A 17,378-nucleotide genomic window follows, 5' to 3' on the forward strand; every position below is an offset into this window, starting at 1 on the left:
CGTTGTCCGCGTTGTCCGCGTTGTCCGCGTTGTCCGCGTTGTCCGCGTTGTCCGCGTTGTCCGCGTTGTCCGCGTTGTCCGCGTTGTCCGCGTTGTCCGCGTTGTCCGCGTTGTCCGCGTTGTCCGCGTTGTCCGCGCCGTTCGGACCAGTGTCGGCAGTCAGGCCGGTGCTGATCTCGGGGATTTCGAAAATGGACGCCGGTTTTGCCCCCGAATGCCCTCAAATCATCCCGGTCTGCCGGGATCGCGGATGGCCTGACTTGGGTGGATTCTCAAAATGGCACAGAGAGGCCCGCTGAGTGCCCTTCTTTAGTCGTCCGGTGTCCCGGGGTCGAAAAAACAAGAGATGGCCCTCTGGCGGCGCTCTCCGCGCCATTTTGAGGTATTCCCGACCAATGCCGAGGTGTCGATTGGGAGATTTCGGGAGATTTTCCGGTTTGCGCCCGGAGAAACACGCCGGCCTGGCCGGTCGTGCGCCTTCCCGGGGACCATCGTATCACCGACCCGGAGCCGGATGAAAGAACGATTTCAGGGGGGTGCCTGAAGTCATTGTCCGTTTTTAGGGGGGGGTGTGAAGTCACTACCAGTAGTTTGTTGTTTTAGGGGGGGGTCTGAAGTCATTGTCCATTTTTAGGGGGGGCTGAAGTCATTGTCGGGGAGGGCCAAGCAACACCCTTCTTTACTCGGCTCATTGGTGCCATAAAGCGCCAAGGAAAGAGGGGCGCAGGACCTCGGGTTTTGGTCGTTCCGCGCGCTTGAGCGCCGGATTTTGGCCGTCTTTCCGCAGCCTGCGGGCATCTCTTCAAGTCGCTGTTTTCAGGTAAAAAAATGGATAGTTCCCGACGTAAGTTCCCAACGCGACATCGGGACGGCCTGGAAGGCCGGGAGAAAAGCGAGGATTCCTGCGCGAATTGGCGGTTGATCTGAAGGAGGGAGCCCTAGAGCGGATCAAACGCCACGACGCGGTGAACAGGCGCAGGCCGCCGCTGTTGCCGGGCGCCGGCAACAGCTCTCAGGCGTTCCGATTGCGGCGGGTCCGGGAGGATTCTTCGTTTCCCCGCCCGGCTCCGGGAGGGGGGGCGCGCCATCAGAGAGGTCTTCCGGCGGGCAGATCGGAAGGATCCTCACTGCAGTTTCAAGATGTGCGAAGACCCTCCTCGCGCTGTCTTAGGGGCCTCGAACCATGGGTCTTGGACCTCTGCTGTCGGGCCAGAATTCCTGAAATTGACCGCCACAAGGGCACTCGGTTCCAATGCCGGGAGGAGGGGAACCGCGGCGCAGGTCCTTCCGGAAACAGCCTTCATCCGGGGGCCAAACCGGACGGATCTTCCGCTTCAGGAGCCCCGGGATTGGTGCCTTGAGCAGGGCAGGAAAAGGCCATTTCGCCGTCGAGCGTGCGCAGAAGCGGAGCGCTCCGCCCCCGGCCTGTTGCCAGCGCTGTGGGACAGCGCGCGGCCCGGCGCGGCCGGCAAGTCAGGACGGGGTGCCCGGTCAGGGCTGGCAGATCGCCTTCAGGTCGATGTCCTCATCGGCGGGGATGCTGGTCTCGAAAAAGGCCTGGTTGCGGGCGATGCGCTCATCGCTCCAGTCCCACCAGCGGATGTCCATCATCTGGTCGATCACGTTCTGGGTGAAACGCTTGCGGATGAGCCGCGCGGGAGAGCCGCCGAGGATCTCGAAGGGGCCGCAGGAGCGTGTCACGGTCGCGCCCGCCGAGATGACGCTGCCATGTCCGACCTGAACCCCCGACAGGACATTGACCTTGTCGCCGATCCACACGTTATGCCCGATCTCGACCGGGCCCTTGGTTTCCGCCGGAATCCTGTAGCCGAAGCGCTGGTTCAGCCAGATCTGCTGGTTCGGCATGTCGGTCCGGTGATTGCCGGAGATCAGCGAGACATACTGCCCGAAGGCGCAATACTTGCCGATGCGCACCTGGCCCCGGGCATTGAAGGGGCCGTTGATGCTGGTGAAGTGTCCGGACAGCACCGTCCCGGAAATCGTCCAGCGCTCCTTGGGGCCGCGGATGTGGCCGGCCCTGAGGGCGTCCTCCTGGCCGAGGTGGTGCATGGCGTCCACCTCTTGAGGTGTGAAAAGGCTCTGCATGGGTCTCCGTCGGGGGCAGTGTCTCCGGTCAGGGTCCCGGGCACCCGCAGGCGCGCGCCCGGGACCGCGGGCTCACTTCATCTTGCGAAGCCTCATCTCCATGCGCAAGCAGCTCCGCAGGCTGCGGCCCATGCCCCCCTTCATGTCCTCGAAGAAAGCGGCGGGTTTCTTCCGAAGCTTGCCGGCCTTGCGCTCGCTCAGGACATGGGGCGCCGCCGTGGAAAAGAGCCGGTAGGTCAGCGTCTGCGACAGGGGCGCGGCCTCCAGGGCCGTCGCCGGGAAGCGCAGGTCGCTTTCGAAGCGGATCAGCTGCCCGGCCCCCCGCAGCACCGGATTGCGGCTGTCGTCGAAGAAACGGCCAGGCCGCTTCTGCAGCTTGCCCTGCTTGCGCGTGCTCAGCAGCGGGCGCGCAAGACCCGAGAAGGCCTTGTAGAGGACGGTCTGACGCATCGCCTCGTCCGGATCGGCAAGCGGGGCCGCCTTGCCGGGCGCGGACTTTGCCGCCGCGGGCTTGGCTTTCTTCGCCGCGACCGCGGGGGCGGGACGATGCCGGGCGAAGGCATCGGTGATGATGGCGATCTCGGTCTGGCTGATGGCCTGCTGGGGGATGTCTTCCTGCGGCCCCGGGGCGGGGAAGAGGACACCGTCCTCGCGCCCGAGGTAGAGGCGGGCAATGCTGGCATTGCCGTCCTCGCAGTCGCGCAGCAGCTCCCGGCGCTGCTGCGCGGTCAGGATGGTCACCTTCTGGCGGCGGATCCCGGCGGCCTTCTGATAGGCGGCGATGCGCTTGGTGACCTCGTCGATGAAACGCAGGTAGGGGGTCGGGTTGGGCCAGTTTTCCCCGTTGTAGGGGCGGATCATCTCGACATGGGCGGCATTGAAGGGGAAGTCGTTCGCCTGGGCGGCCTCGGGGCGGGGCAGCGAGAGCTGCGCGCTCAGGCCCAGGGTGGTCATGAAATCGGCCACCACATCGCCCCCGGCGAAGGCCTTGCGGTCATAGACGCGGGCATGGACGTTCGCGCGGCCGATCTCGGCGCTCCAGAGCTCCAGGTAGGAGAGGTAGTCCAGCCGTTCGCGGGTCAGCGGATCGCGCAGCCACTCCGCGATCGGCTGGCTGACCCGCCCGATGGCGCCCCCGGCGACGAATTCGGCATATTGCGAATTGGCCCATTCGTCCTGGCGGCGGAAATAGCCGATCATCTCGACCGGATAACCCTCGAAATAGCGGGCGATCTCAAGCGAGCGGCGGTTCAGGAAATAGGCTTCGCTGGTCAGGATGATCGTGTGGATCCGCCCGCCGGCCAGGGCCAGGGCGGTTTCCACATGCTGCTTCAGCGTCCCGTTGCGGCTGACCGCCTCGCGGGTGAAGGCCGAGTGGCCCGCCTGCTTGTGCGGGCGGTCCTCCTGCCAGAACAGGCCGACCTCGGGATAGTAGATGCCGGCGCGCAGCAGGGCGGCGCGGTTGCGCTCCAGGAAGTGCTGGATGAAGGTGCTGCCGGTCTTCGTGCTGCCCACGTGGATCAGCAGGCGCGGTTTCGGGCCAGCCGGTGCCGGTGCGGCCTGGGCCATGCGGACCCGCTCATTGCGGGCATAGAGGCTCAGCGCCGTCTGGTAATCGGCTTCAAGCGCCGTTTCCGGAACGCGCAGCAGCGCCTCCAGCAGGTCCTCCTGGGGGATGGGCGCCAGCGCGATCGCGGTTTCCAGCTGCTCGAAATGCTGGCTGCGCAGGCATTCGAAGAGGAAGCGGTAGGCCTCGGCGCTGACATGTTTCTGGGACATCTGCAGCGGGGCAGAGGTCAGATCGGCGCCGCTCAGGCCGGTTTGCAGGACCAGCCGGTGCAGCCTGTCGTGGAAGGCGGCCATGTCCTGGGCCGTGCCCGCCTCCCGGAGGGTCTTGAAGACGAAGCCGAACAGGGTGAAGTGCAGGAACTGCGACACCTGGAACCTGGCCACCTCTGCCAGCGGGCTGTCGGGGGCGAAGGCGCCGGCCTCCTGCAGCATGTCGACCAGGCTTTCGAAATTCGACAGCTGGAAGTCGCAGTCGCGCAGGTTTTTGGGACGGCGCGCGGTGGAATCGGAGCGCACGCGGTAGATGAAGCCGTTGCTGAGAATGCCGGAGACGCGCTCGGCCTTCAGCAGCGCCTTGAGCAGGAAGGGGCGTTCCTCCCACTGGGGCGTGAGGAAGCGGATGTCGTTCTTTTCCAGGAAGTCGCGGCGGTACATCCAGGTCCAGAAGTGGCGCCCGTGCAGGATCCGGGGCTCTTGCGCGACCGAGCTGCCATGGAAGGGCGTGTCGAAATGCACCTCGCACCAGTCGGGCTGCTTGCGCAGGATCTTGCCCTGGGCATCCTCGACCTGTTCGTAGCTCTTGCGGCCGCGCACCATGTCGGCCCGGTCCTCGATCGCGGTGGCGACACAGCGTTCCAGGTGGTCCGCACTGTCGAGCATGTCGTCGGAATCCAGGAACAGGATGTAATCGCCCCGCGCCCGGGCCAGCCCTGCGTTGCGGGCAAAGCCCTGGCCCTGGTTCTCGGGCAGGATGAGGGGGCGGATGCGGGGATCTTCTGCCGCCATGCGGTCGATGATGGCCTGGCTGGAATCCGGGCTCTGGTCGTTGACCGGGATGATCTCGATGTCGTGCAGGGTCTGGCGCTGGATCGAGGCGATGCAGGCCTCGATGTATTTCTCGACCCCGTAGACGGGCAGGATGACCGAGACCTTCGGCGCCGGCAGGTCCTGTGCCGTCAGATCCTGTGCGGGCAGGGCCGGGGGCAGCTGCACGGGTCGGTTCTGCTCGATGAAATCGAGGGCGTCCTCGATCTGGCTGGGGATCGGGCAGCCGGGCACGTGGTAGATCGTGTACCAGATGTAGAAATAGTGGAAGAGCTCTTCCAGGCTGCGGGTGCGGTGGCGATGCGGGATGGTCTTGCGGTCATCCGTCAGGCCCCAGCCGGCGTAGAAGGGGCAGCCGAACAGCACGACCTCCTTGCCCGCCAGCAGCGCCTCCAGGCCCATCTGGCTGGTGCCGGCATAGACCTTGTCGACATGTTCGAACAGGCAGAACGGGTTCAGCGGATCGCGCAGGATGCGCACCCGGCCATAGCTTTGCAGGTGGTTGAAATAGCCGACGCGGCGGCCCTTTTCCCAGAAGGTATCGGGATGGGTCTTGACCAGGATCTCGGCGTCGGGGTTTTCCCGGATCGCCGCCATCAGCATCTGCTGGAAGTCTTCCTCGTCCACCTTGCCGTAGATCGTCGAGGCATCGGCAAAGGCCTGGTCGCAGACCAGCACGCGCCGGGTGTAGCCCTCGGTCAGGGTCGGCAGGTGGATGGGCTGGGAATTGTACTTGGAGATCTTCCGCGCGACGATCCGGTCGATCATCGCCCGGGCCCGCTGGCGTTCCTCTTCGGTCAGCTCCTGCCCGCTGTTGAGGCGGTGGATCAGCCGGTTGGGGTAATCCGCCATGAAGTAATAGGCCATGTCGTCATAGACATAGCCAAGGCAGGCCGCTTCCGGCGTCTGCCCCTTGAAGGCCGCAGACCAGCTGTGAGAGGAGGCCAGGAAACCCTGTTCCGTCAGGACCAGCTCATCCCCCTGGGAGAAGCTGGTCAGCGCGCGCACGGCGCCCACATGGCTGTTCTCCGGGTTCTGGAACACGGTCCCCAGCAGCAGGTATTTCCCGGAGCGCCCGAAACCGGGATCGTCGAGATTGCGCACCGAGGGGAACAGCAGGGGCAGGTTGCTGCCGTAGCCATTCTCCATCGTGTTCTTCACGTATCCGATGTTCCAGTCCGCGAAGCGCGATTGCAGGACATGCGCGCGGATATCGAAGCCGGTGTCTTCCGTCACCTCGATCCGGCGCACCCGGAGGTGGTCGTCAAACTTGTCGAAGGCAGCTTTGTTCTTTTTCTGGGGGATCTTCGAAGACATATTTTCAGGTCCGGGTCGGGCGTTGGGGGCGGGCGCGGGTGGCGCAGGGGCAGCGGAAAGCCGGGGGTCAGAGGGTCCGCAGGGCGGCGGGCAGGGCCGCGTCCTGAACGGCCAGGACCTCCTCGATGCCGGGCTGTGTCACAGTGGCCGGGATCGCCGCGGCGTCCAGGAACAGCTGCTCCCACTGGTCGCTGATGACCTGGTTCGAATAAAGTTCGTTGAACATCTCGAAGGAGGCCTGGCCCATCCGGCTGCGCAGCTCGCTGTCGCCCATGAGCCGGGAGAGCGCCCCGGCCAGGCCGCCCTTGCGGCTGCTGTCGGCGACCAGGAAGCCGTTCACGCCGTCCCGGACCTGGATGTTCAGCCCGTTGCAGGCCTTGTAGCCGACGACGGGCAGGCCGTGGGTCATGGCCTCCAGACTGGACATCGGGAAGCCCTCGAACAGGGAGGGCAGCACGAAGATCTGGGCCTGTTCGAGATACCTGTAGGGGGTGTCGGTGTGGCCCTCGAAGGCGATCCGATCGGCCAGGCCGAGGGGGGCGGCCTTGGCGCGCAGCGCCTCGAGCTGCTCTCCGCCGCCGACAATCCGCAGCGTCCAGTCCGCATGGTCGCGGGCTGCGATGGCGAATTCCTCGATCAGGCGGCTGAGGTTCTTGCGTGCGGTGAGGCGTGCAACGGTCAGGATGGTCTTGCCGGGCCCGGCCGGATCCGCCCGGCGCTGCGCGGGGATGACGGTGTTCGGGATGACCGAGATCTTCTCCTGGAGGTAGTCCGGGACGGTCTGGCGGAAGCTCTCGGTCAGCAGGTGGACCTTCGCGGCGCCCTGGAAGGCGGTGAGCCGTTCCAGAGGAGAGCTCATGCCAATCCTTTGCGGGAAATAGGGGTCGATATGTTCCGACAGGACAATCGGCACGGCCATCCGCCGGGCAATGCGGACATAGCGCAGCAGCGTCCGGTTCATGTGCAGGCCGACGATGAGATCGGGATTGGACTGGCAGACGGCGACGCTGATGCGGTCGTTGGCCTGCTGGTCCTCGGCTTCTTCGAGGCAATGCAGGCGGATCGCGGGATCCAGCGGCCAGACCGAGGGCCGGTTCTGGTTGTCGAAGGTGAAGATGTGAACGTCATGGCCGCGCTGCGCCATGGCATTGGCCATCATCTGGCCGACGTTTTCCGTGCCGCCCCGTCCCTTCGTGATCCAGGGAATGAAAAAGGCGATCCGCAGCTTTTTCGGCGTGGCCTCTGGGGCAGAAATGGACATCTTCTAATCACTTTTCCATTGGATCGACCCTCTTCGAAGAGGGGCACACAGCGCGGTGTGACTACCGTAGCCGCATCGCGAAGACAACGCGTGCGCAGGGCCGCGTCCGATCCGGCTATGGGATTGCCTGCGCTGTCGCACGCCTGGATTGCAAGGGCATTCGTCCCTTGTGGCATGGGGCGCGCGGGCGAAATCACATCCTTTTTCCGGAATGCCGTTTTCCTGATCAGAGCGGCGCCGGGCCGGCCGGTCGGCGCCTTTCAGCCGAGGCGGAGGGCCGGCGGGGCCGCGTCTGCGGGGGCGGGACGCGGCGGCGCCATCCGCCCGCCGGGTTCCCAGTGCCCCAGGGGCAGCAGGGGCGGCGGCGGCAAGCCGCCCAGAACGGCGTGTTGGGATGCGGAAAAAGGTGGCTTTCCGCCGATTTCGCCGCCGCCGGAGGCGATCTCTCCTGTCGGCGGCCACCGCCGTTGAAAGGCCCGGAGCAGAGCTATACTCCTGCCGACCAGCCCGCTTCCAGCAAAGGAAACAGCCTTGAGCAAGCTTGAAAAGCTCCTGCGACACCCGGTCCAGTTCTTCCTGGATGCCCGGGAGAACATGCAGGTGCAGAAGGAAACCCGGCAGGTCATCCACAATGGCAAGCCGACGGCGATCCTGGTGGGGTTTTCGGACTGGAAGACCTTCATGGTGGACTTCCTGCCCGGGTACAACGTGGTTTTCCTGGGGCACAGCCCGCGGGTTTCGACCAAGAAGATCCGCAGCATCACCAGGTATCCCGACCCCCATGTCTTCACCTGGAGCTACAAGTTCCCGCCCTACCTGGCGCAGTTCTGCGCCGAACAGACCATCCCGCTGACCTATGTCGAGGATGCCTTCATCCGTTCCTTCGGGCTGGGCGCCGCGCGCAGCCAGCCGCTGTCGCTGCTCTTCGACGACAGGGCGATGCATTTCGACCGCTCGAAGACCTCCGAGCTGGACGAGATCCTGGCCAGCCATGACTTTGCCGGCGACGGGACCCTGATGGAACAGGCCGCGCAGATCCGCGACATGATCGTCACCAGCGGCCTGTCGAAATACAATTTCGACGACACTGCGGCCTCTTTGGACAGCGTCTTCCCCCGCGATGGCCGCCACACGATCCTGGTGCTGGGCCAGGTCGAGGACGACCTGTCGATGCGCTACGGGGCGACGCAGCTTTTGTCGGGCAATGATCTGGTGACCCGCGCGGTGCTGGAGAACCCCGAGGCGCGGGTGCTCTACCGGCCCCATCCCGAGGCCCTGGCCTTTTCGAAGAAACACTATTCCAAGCCGGAGGCGGTCTCGGCCTATTGCCATGTGGTGGGGCCCGAATTCTCGTTGCGCGACTGCATCGCGGCGGCGGACGAGGTCCATACCGTGACCTCCCTTGCGGGGTTCGAGGCGGCCCTGCATGGCCGCAAGGTGGTCACCTACGGCTGGCCCTTCTATGCCGGCTGGGGCTTTACCGAGGATCGCGATCCGGTGGGACCGCGCCCGCGCGCGCTGCGCGTGGAAGAGGTCCTGGCGGGGGCCTACATCCTCTATCCCCGCTATTTCCACCCCGTCACCCGGGCGCAGATCCCGGCGATGGAGGCGATCCATGCCATGCAGCTGCTGAAGGGCGCCTCCGAGCATATCGCGCGCGACAGGGCGGCGGTCAGCTAGCCCCGCAAGGCGGTGCCCCGGGCGGGGTGACGTGGGGCAGATGATTTCCGACGGAAACAGGCATACTATCTGGGAAATGCCGGCAAGAGACCGCCGCCGGGCGGGGTTTTGCGACCATCTTGCACTCCGGAAGGCGCCCTGGCGCGAGAAGGGGCTGGCAAAAGGATAGCGTGGGGGCCAAAAGGCCGGGGCATCTGCGGGGCGCGGAATGCGCAAACTGTGTAGGGCGAAAGAAAGACGAATGGGCATGAATAACGCGGTTGTGGCGGGCGAGATCCTCGCCGAGCAGAAGGATGCTGCGCTGGCACAGATGGCGCGCGTGCTGAAAACCGAATCCGAGGCGCTGGCGCTGATGGAGGCGACCCTGGGGGCGCCGCATCTGAAGGCCATCGAGATCCTGCTGGCGGCCCAGGGCCGGGTGATCGTGACCGGCGTCGGCAAGTCGGGCCATATCGGGCGCAAGATCGCGGCGACGCTGGCCTCGACCGGCACGCCCGCGCAGTTCGTCCACCCGACCGAGGCCAGCCACGGCGATCTGGGCATGGTGACCAGCCATGATGTCGTGCTGGCGATCTCCAACTCCGGCGAGACGACCGAGCTGGCCGATATCGTCACCTATTCGCGCCGCTTCGACATTCCGCTGATCGCGATCACGCGCCGCGCCCATTCGACTCTGGGCCAGGCCGCCGACGTGACGCTGCTGCTGCCCGAGGCGCCCGAGGCCTGCCTGATCGGCGTGGCGCCCACCACCTCGACCACCGCGACGCTGGCGATGGGTGATGCGCTGGCCGTGGCGCTGATGCATCTGCGCGGCTTCGAGCGTTCGGATTTCCAGATCTTCCACCCCGGCGGCAAGCTGGGCGCGCAGCTGATGAAGGTCGCGGCGCTGATGATCCCGGCCGCCGACCTGCCGCTGGTCGCCCCCGGGCTCTCGATGCGCGAGGGCCTGATCACCATGACCGCCAAGGGCTTCGGGGTGCTGGGCGTGACCGAGGGCGGCCGCCTCACCGGCATCATCACCGACGGCGACCTGCGCCGTCACCTCGATGAGCTGATGGAGAGCACCGCAGGCACCGTCGCCACCGCCAATCCCAAGACCATCCGCGCCGATGCGCTGGCCTCCGAGGCGCTGAAGATCATGAACACGGCGAAGATCAGCGCGCTCTTCGTGACCGACGCGGAAGGCGCCCCGGTGGGCCTGATCCGCATCCACGACTGCCTGCGCGCCGGCGTCGCCTGATCCCCTCTAGGAAAGATCCCATGGATACCGTCATCCTGATCCCCGCCCGCTATGCCTCGACCCGCTATCCCGGCAAGCCGCTTGTCGTGCTGGAGGGCGCCGATGGCCCGAAATCGCTGATCCAGCGCAGCTGGGAGGCCGCCAAGGCCGTCCCCGAGGCCGATGCCGTCTTCGTCTGCACCGATGACGCGCGCATCGCCGAGGCCGCCCGCGCCTTCGGCGCCGATGTCATCATGACCGACGAGGCCTGCCGCAATGGCACCGAGCGATGCGCCGATGCCCTGGCGAAGGCCAGCCTGGACCCTAAGCTGGTGGTCAACCTGCAGGGCGATGCGCCGCTGACGCCGTCGTGGTTCCTTTCGGAGCTGATCGCGGCGATGAAGGCCGACGAGGGGCTGGACGCCGCCACGCCCGTGCTGCGCTGCGATCCCGAGACGCTGGAGATGTTCCTGGAGGACCGCCGCAACGGTCGGGTCGGCGGTACCACCGCCGTCTTCACCGTGAAGAACGACGCGCTCTACTTCTCCAAGGAAGTGATCCCCTATACCGGCGGCAAGACCTTTGCCGCAGGCGATGTGCCGGTGTTCCACCATGTCGGCGTCTATGCCTATCGTCCGCGCGCGCTGGCCGCCTACGGCAGCTGGCCCGAAGGCACGCTTGAGAAACTGGAAGGGCTGGAACAGCTGCGCTTCCTGGAAAACGGCGCGCGTCTCAAGTGCGTCGAGGTCGAGGGCCGTGGCCGGGTGTTCTGGGAGCTGAACAACCCCGAAGACGTCGCCCGCATCGAATCCATCCTGAAGAAAGAGGCCTGAGCCATGTCCGTCAAAGTCGGCGAGATCGAGTTTTCCAACGACCTGCCCTTCGCGCTTCTGGCCGGCCCCTGCCAGCTGGAAAGCCTGGACCATGCCCGCATGCTGGCCGAGAAGATCGGTGAAGAGGCGGCCAAGCGGGGCATCGGCTTCGTCTTCAAGGCCAGCTACGACAAGGCCAACCGCTCCTCCCTCTCGGGCAAGCGCGGCCTTGGCATCGAGAAGGGTCTGGAGATCCTCAATGCCATCCGCGAGGAATTCGGCTGCCCGGTGGTGACCGATGTCCACGACATCCCCCAGGTGCAGCGCGCCGCCGAGGTGGTCGACATCCTGCAGATCCCGGCGTTCCTGTGCCGTCAGACCGACCTGCTGCTGGCCGCCGGCGAAACCGGCAAGGCCGTCAACATCAAGAAGGGTCAGTTCCTGGCCCCCTGGGACATGCAGAACGTCGCCGACAAGGTGGCCTCGACGGGCAATGACAAGATCATGCTCTGCGAGCGCGGCACGACCTTCGGCTACAACGCCCTGGTGAGCGATTTCCGTGGCCTGCCGACGATGGCCGCGATGGGCTATCCGGTGGTGTTCGACGCGACCCACTCGGTGCAGCAGCCCGGGGGCCTGGGCGGCTCCACCGGCGGGCAGCGCGAATTCGTCCCCGTGCTGGCGCGCGCCGCTGTCGCCGTGGGCTGCGCGGCGCTGTTCATGGAAGTCCATGAAGATCCCGACAACGCGCCCTCGGACGGTCCGAACATGCTGCATCTCTCGGAGCTGGGCGGCGTGCTGGACACGCTGGTGGCGCTGGACCGGGTCGTGAAGGGCTGAGACCGGGCAGGGGGGCGCTGCCCCCCGTCTCCTGCGGAGATTCCCACCGAGGTATTTGAAATAAGAAAATGAAGGGGCGTGTCCGGGATGGATGCGCCCCTTTCATCTTTCTTCAAATATGCCCGCCGGAGGCGCGTGGTTCCGCGCGCTCAGGCCTGGAGAAACTCGGGCTCGGGCAGGCCGGGGCGCAGCAGCGCCGCCGTGAGCCGTCCCGTCGCATAGGCGCCTGTATCCACGCCGATGCGCCCGCGCCGCATGTAGGGCAGGTCCACGATCGTATGCCCATGGATGACCCAGATCCCGTCCGTGCGGGGGGTGGCCTCGAAGTCCGGGGTGCCCCAGAGCAGGGTCGTGTCGTCCTGGTCCCCGATCGCGCGGTCCGGGGCCGCGCCGGCATGGACAACGGCGACGTTGCCGCTTTGCCAGGAGCGCGGCAGGGTTCTGACCCAGTCCAGGAGCGGTTCTCCGAGGGCGTCCTGAAGCCGGTCCCGGGCGGTCTCCCATTCGGTCTGGGAGGCCGAGAGGGCGGGGGGGGAAACCGACAGGCTGGCAAGGGTTTGCAACCCGCCATAGCGCATCCAGCGCGGCCCTTCGGCGGCAGGATCCTTGAGGAAACGCAGCAGCATTTCCTCGTGGTTGCCCATCAGGCAGAGGAGGCGTCCCTCCGAGGCGCGTTCCGCTGCGTGCAGGCGCTGCAGCACGGCGGCGCTCTGTTCCCCGCGGTCGATATAGTCGCCGACGAAGACCTGGCGGGCCTCGGGGGCGGTGGCTGCCATACGAGTGAGCAGGCGGTCAAGAAGGTCGTCCCGACCGTGGATGTCTCCGACGGCGAAAAACGGCTCAGAGGGTGCGAGAGCTGCCGAAAATGTGGGTTTTGGAGCACGTCGACGTTTGAAGAAGATCATGTTTTGCGGATCGCCGGTTTATTCTTTCACATGTTATCTGCCACATAGAGCACAAGAACACGCGCGGATTCTCACGTGCCGGCACGGGATGTGCAAGGCATGGGGCGAAATCCCGGAGCGGTACAAGGGACAGGACAGGTTATGAGTCACCGTAAGGGCAGGGCATGGGCAGGCCTTTGTGCATCGATTTCCATGCTGGCGCTTTCGGTCGCACAGGCACATGCCCAGGACGGGAGCACCACGGTTGCCAGCGAGGGCTTCGGCACGCCGATGGCCGAGATCCTCGGGCAGGAGCCGCTCTGGGCGCGTCCCTCGCTCAGCTTCTACGGCACGCCCGGCCTGATCGACATGCCCGGTGCCTGGTCGTTGGCCGATGGAGAAGGCGCGCTGTCGGCCAGCAATTTCGACGGAAACCTGCGCCTGGCCTTCACGTTCCAGCTCTCGCCGCGGCTGTCGGGCACCTTCCGCTATTCCGTGCTCGACAAGTTCGACAAGACGATCAACCGCTATGACCGCAGCTTCGACATCCGCTATCAGATTGCCGAGGAGGGCGACCTTACTCCGGCTGTCGCGGTGGGGCTGCAGGATTTCGGCGGCACCGGGGTTTATGCCGGGGAATACCTGACCTTCGGCAAGACCTTCGACCGGCTGCGGGTCACCGGCGGGATCGGCTGGGGGCGCTTCGGCAGCTACAACGGGTTTTCGAACCCCCTGGGGGTGCTCAGCGACAGCCTGAAGAGCCGGCCGGCGCATGTGCCCGACATCAACGAGACCGGCAAGCTTGATACCGGGAACTGGTTCCGGGGCGATGCGGCGCTGTTCGGTGGCCTGCAGTACCAGCTGAACGACAAGGTGGTGCTGACGGCGGAATATTCCTCGGATGATTACGAGGCCGAGGCCGAGCGCATGGGCTTCGAGCACAACTCTCCCTTCAACTTCGGCGTCTCCTACCGGCTGAGCAAGAGCACCACTCTGACCGGGGCCTACCTGTACGGCAGTGCGCTTGGCGTGGCGCTGCAGTACACGTTCAACGGCAAGTACGGGCCCTATCCGGGCGGTGTCGAGCCGGCTGCGCCGCCGGTGCTGCCGCGCGACCAGGCGGCGGCCCTGGGCTGGCGCCTGGATGGCTCTTCCGAGCAGGTCCGGGCCCGCGTGAAGGCGGGGCTGGAGAAGGTCAAGATCCAGCTGCAGGGCTATGAGCAGACCTCGCCCAGCAGCGTGCGGGTCTATATCCTGAACCCGACCTACGACGCGGTGCCGGAGGCCATCGGCCGCACCGCCCGGGTCCTGACCAACACCCTGCCGCCGCAGATCGAGACCTTCGACATCGTGCCGGTGGGCAACGGGCTCTCGCTGTCGTCGGTGACGATCCGGCGCTCCGACATGGAGCAGCTGGAGTTCGATTTCGACAGCTCCTGGAAGATGTACAGCCGGGCCCGGATCGCCGATGCGGCGGACGAGCCGATGCGGCGCGACGTCGAGGTGCCGGGCACCTATCCCGATTTCTCCTATGGGCTTGGCACCTATGTCACCCCGGCCTATTTCGATCCCGACGCGCCGATCCGGGTGGATGCGGGTCTGGCCTTCAACATGGCCTATGTGCCGCTGCGCAACGTCATTCTGTCGACGCAGCTGCGCTATGCGGTGGTCGGCAACCGGGCGGACGGGGCGGATCGCAGCTCGAATTCGGTCCTGCCGCACGTGCGTTCCGATGCCGCGCTCTACGCCAAGGAATCCACCATCCAGATGAACCACCTGACGGCGGAATACTTCTACCGTCCGGGCCGCGATCTCTATGGCCGCGTCACCGCCGGCTATCTGGAAGACATGTTCGCCGGGGTATCGACCGAAGTGCTGTGGAAACCCGTCAGCGGGCCGCTCGCGCTTGGCGCCGAGATCAACTATGTCCAGCAGCGCGACTACGACATGGGCTTTGGCCTGATGGACTACAAGGTCGCGACCGGCCATGTCTCGGCCTATTACGACTGGGGTAACGGCTACATGACGGAAGTGGATGCCGGGCGCTACCTGGCCGGCGACTGGGGCGCCACCTTCAGCCTGGACCGGGAATTCGCCAACGGTTTCCGGATCGGGGCCTTCTTCACCAAGACCGACGTGTCCGCCGAGGACTTCGGCGAGGGATCCTTCGACAAGGGGATCCGGTTCTGGATCCCGCTGTCGCGCGTGGCGGGCGAACCCTCGATGAGCGGTTTCGGCCAGACCATCCGTCCGCTGACGCGGGACGGCGGGCAGCGTCTGAACATCCGCAACCGGCTCTACGATACGGTCCGCGACTACCACGATCCGGAATTGCAGGAAGACTGGGGCAGGTTCTGGCGATGAGAATGCAACGAAACCTTCTGGCGAGCGCTCTGGCCAGCCTGCTGGCGCTGGCCGGCTGTTCCGGCACCCTGACGCAGGAGGAGGCCTCGGCACCGGCGGCCAAGGTCTTCCCTGCGGTCAAGACGATCATGAACAGCCGCAAGGTGCCGCCGCCGGTGCCGGAATACCTGGCGCTGATGAAGACCGATGCGGCGGGGATGTTCTCCTTCGCGCAGGAAAGCGGCGCCTTCGACCTGCTGCGGCAGATGCCGGTCTCCAACGGCCCGGTCAGCAACTGGATGTCGCGGGGCGGCACGATCTTCTCCTTCCGGCAGGGCATGCTGGTGGCGACGCGGGGCCTGGGCGACGACACGATGGAAGCCGATGCCTCCCAGACGCTGGCGCTGGTGACGGCCCGTCGCAATGGGCGGGCCAAGCGCTTCGTTGCCCATCTCGACGGCAACAACCACATCGTCCAGTCGACTTTCCTGTGTGACGTGAAGAACGAGGGGCCGAACGCGCTGGCGCAGGGGACGGGAACGGTCCAGACGACTTACATGACGGAAACCTGCTACGGCAGTGACTACAGTTTCCTGAACCTCTACTGGATCGGTTCGCAGGGACGGATCCTGCAGTCCCGCCAGTTCACCGGGACGCTGGTCGGCCTGGTCACTTTCCGCAGCCTCGATCAGCCGACGGTGCAGCGCCTGACGGACCAGCTTGCGGCCCGTCTGGGCACGACCGCGCAATGACGGGGTCGCAGATCTCCGGCCCATTCGGGCCCATTACAAGTTCACTCTGATTTCAGGGAGAGATTTTCATATGCGTGCATTGACCATTGCCCTCTCGTTAAGCCTCGGGGCTCTGTCCGGATGCGGTGTCGTCTACAACTCTCCCTCGGTGGAGACGGTGACCCGCGGCGACAGCAAGGTCCGGGTCATCGAGATGACTCCGGAAACCGTCATGGTGGCCAACCGCGCCCCCTATACGCCGCGCGATCTGCCGGCTGTCTTCGGCCAGATCGCCGGCACGACCGGAAAGCCCCAGGTGAAGACCGCAACGCTGCCGCAGACGGTGTTCGACGATTCCCAGCGGGCGCCGCTGGAGACCCGGGTGCCCCCGGCGACCGATCCCGGCCCCTACAAGATCGGCATCGGCGATGTCGTCCTGCTGGCCACGCCGCAGATGGGCAGCACGGTCGAGCAGCTGACCGGCCTGCTGGCGGCGCAGAATGCCCGCCAGGGCTACACCGTCCAGGATGACGGCGCGATCGCCATCCCCAATGTCGGACGCGTCCAGGTCGCCGGCATGACCCTGGAAGAGGCCGAGGCGGCTCTGTTCCAGAAGCTCGTGCAGAACCAGATCGACCCGACCTTCAGCCTCGAGATCTCGGAGTTCAACTCCAAGAAGGTCTCGATCGGCGGGGCGGTGGCCAAGCCCGCCGTGGTACCGATCACCCTGACGCCGCTCTACCTCGACGAGGCGCTGGCCGCCGTGGGCGGGGTGACGGTGACCGACCAGGCCTATGCCTCGGTCCGCCTCTACCGCGACGGCACGCTCTACCAGATCCCGCTGGCAAAGCTCTATTCCGACAAGACCCTGCAGAAGATCCGCCTGCTCGACGGCGACAGCATCTTCGTCGATACCGCCTACAACCTCGATCTGGCACAGTCCTACTTCCAGGAGCAGATCGCCCGGGCGACCTTCCAGCAGACCGCCCGTACCGCCGCGCTGAACGAGCTCAACAGCGAGGTCGCGATCCGTCGCGGCGCCCTGGAAGAGGCGCGCTCCAACTTCGTGACCAAGACCGAACAGGATGCCGTGGCGCGCGACTACGTCTACCTGGCCGGCGAAGTCGGCACCCAGGGGCGCTTCACCCTGCCCTTCGGGCGGCAGGCAACGCTGGCGGATGCGATCTTCACCAATGGCGGCCTGCCCAGCATCCACGCGGATGCCAAGCAGATCTACGTGCTGCGCGGCTCCGATGACCCGCGCGAGTTCGACTCGGTCACCGCCTACAACCTGAACATCAAGAATGCCGCCAACCTGATGCTGGCGACACGGTTCCAGCTGCGTCCCAACGACGTGGTCTTCGCGGCCGAACAGCCGATCACGAAATGGAATCGCGTGGTCAACCAGATCACGCCGGCGCTGATCACCTCGACCGCTTCGGCGGCGAACTGAGGTCTTCCTAGCCAGTCCTGCTGAAAGATTCGGCAGGTACGGGAAAGCTGGGTGACAGCAATGCTGCGGTTGCGGCATTGCTGTCACTATTATATTCTGTGCGAGTGTTTTTTCCCGAG

12 protein-coding genes are annotated in these 17,378 nt (G+C 65.6%); 8 read left to right on the forward strand and 4 right to left on the reverse strand.

Annotated elements, in window-relative coordinates; translation table 11 throughout:
- Window positions 1-299 (forward strand): hypothetical protein (locus tag KM176_RS22895; RefSeq protein ID WP_215558830.1); only part of this gene is annotated, 299 nt, incomplete at its 5' end.
- A 1,192-nt stretch (window positions 300-1,491) separates the two neighbouring features.
- Here the strand turns inward: KM176_RS22895 and KM176_RS22900 are convergent.
- From KM176_RS22900 to KM176_RS22910, 3 genes are all read right to left on the reverse strand, one after another.
- Window positions 1,492-2,106: a CatB-related O-acetyltransferase gene (locus tag KM176_RS22900; protein WP_160896922.1), complete on the reverse strand. Its 615-nt coding sequence runs from the start codon at window positions 2,104-2,106 to the stop codon at window positions 1,492-1,494.
- A gap of 72 nt (window positions 2,107-2,178) precedes the next feature.
- Entirely contained in the window at window positions 2,179-6,036 is a 3,858-nt protein-coding gene (locus KM176_RS22905; protein ID WP_160896921.1) for a glycosyltransferase, read from the reverse strand.
- Window positions 6,037-6,103: 67 nt separating this feature from the next.
- On the reverse strand, window positions 6,104-7,297 hold the full coding sequence (locus tag KM176_RS22910) for a glycosyltransferase (protein ID WP_160896920.1): 1,194 nt from the start codon (window positions 7,295-7,297) through the stop codon (window positions 6,104-6,106).
- A 531-nt stretch (window positions 7,298-7,828) separates the two neighbouring features.
- Here KM176_RS22910 and KM176_RS22915 point away from each other — a divergent pair.
- The 4 genes from KM176_RS22915 (at window position 7,829) to kdsA (ending at window position 11,848) form a co-directional block, all read left to right on the forward strand.
- Window positions 7,829-8,977 (forward strand): capsular polysaccharide export protein, LipB/KpsS family, encoded by a 1,149-nt coding sequence (locus tag KM176_RS22915; protein ID WP_160896919.1) that lies wholly within the window; start codon window positions 7,829-7,831, stop codon window positions 8,975-8,977.
- Window positions 8,978-9,224: 247 nt separating this feature from the next.
- A complete protein-coding gene (locus tag KM176_RS22920) occupies window positions 9,225-10,217 on the forward strand; it encodes a KpsF/GutQ family sugar-phosphate isomerase (RefSeq protein WP_160896933.1) in 993 nt (330 codons plus the stop codon).
- Window positions 10,218-10,237: 20 nt separating this feature from the next.
- On the forward strand, window positions 10,238-11,029 hold the full coding sequence (locus KM176_RS22925) for a 3-deoxy-manno-octulosonate cytidylyltransferase (protein ID WP_160896918.1): 792 nt from the start codon (window positions 10,238-10,240) through the stop codon (window positions 11,027-11,029).
- Window positions 11,030-11,032: 3 nt separating this feature from the next.
- Window positions 11,033-11,848, forward strand: a complete 816-nt coding sequence (gene kdsA / locus KM176_RS22930) for a 3-deoxy-8-phosphooctulonate synthase (protein WP_160896917.1) — start codon at window positions 11,033-11,035, stop codon at window positions 11,846-11,848.
- Window positions 11,849-11,997: 149 nt separating this feature from the next.
- On the opposite strand, the gene KM176_RS22935 is transcribed toward kdsA, so the two are convergent.
- Complete coding sequence (locus tag KM176_RS22935; RefSeq protein WP_160896916.1) at window positions 11,998-12,753, reverse strand: metallophosphoesterase; 756 nt, start codon at window positions 12,751-12,753, stop codon at window positions 11,998-12,000.
- Window positions 12,754-12,945: 192 nt separating this feature from the next.
- Here KM176_RS22935 and KM176_RS22940 point away from each other — a divergent pair, with 192 nt between their 5' ends.
- From KM176_RS22940 to KM176_RS22950, 3 genes are all read left to right on the forward strand, one after another.
- Entirely contained in the window at window positions 12,946-15,096 is a 2,151-nt protein-coding gene (locus tag KM176_RS22940) for a YjbH domain-containing protein (RefSeq protein ID WP_160896915.1), read from the forward strand.
- Between the two features lie 2 nt (window positions 15,097-15,098).
- On the forward strand, window positions 15,099-15,827 hold the full coding sequence (locus KM176_RS22945) for a YjbF family lipoprotein (RefSeq protein WP_160896914.1): 729 nt from the start codon (window positions 15,099-15,101) through the stop codon (window positions 15,825-15,827).
- A 70-nt stretch (window positions 15,828-15,897) separates the two neighbouring features.
- The gene (locus KM176_RS22950) at window positions 15,898-17,259 is read left to right on the forward strand and encodes a polysaccharide biosynthesis/export family protein (protein ID WP_202398082.1); all 1,362 of its coding nucleotides are present in this window, start codon (window positions 15,898-15,900) and stop codon (window positions 17,257-17,259) included.
- Window positions 17,260-17,378 lie beyond the last annotated feature (119 nt).

Source organism: Pseudooceanicola endophyticus, assembly GCF_018760365.1.
GTDB lineage: Bacteria > Pseudomonadota > Alphaproteobacteria > Rhodobacterales > Rhodobacteraceae > Pseudooceanicola > Pseudooceanicola endophyticus.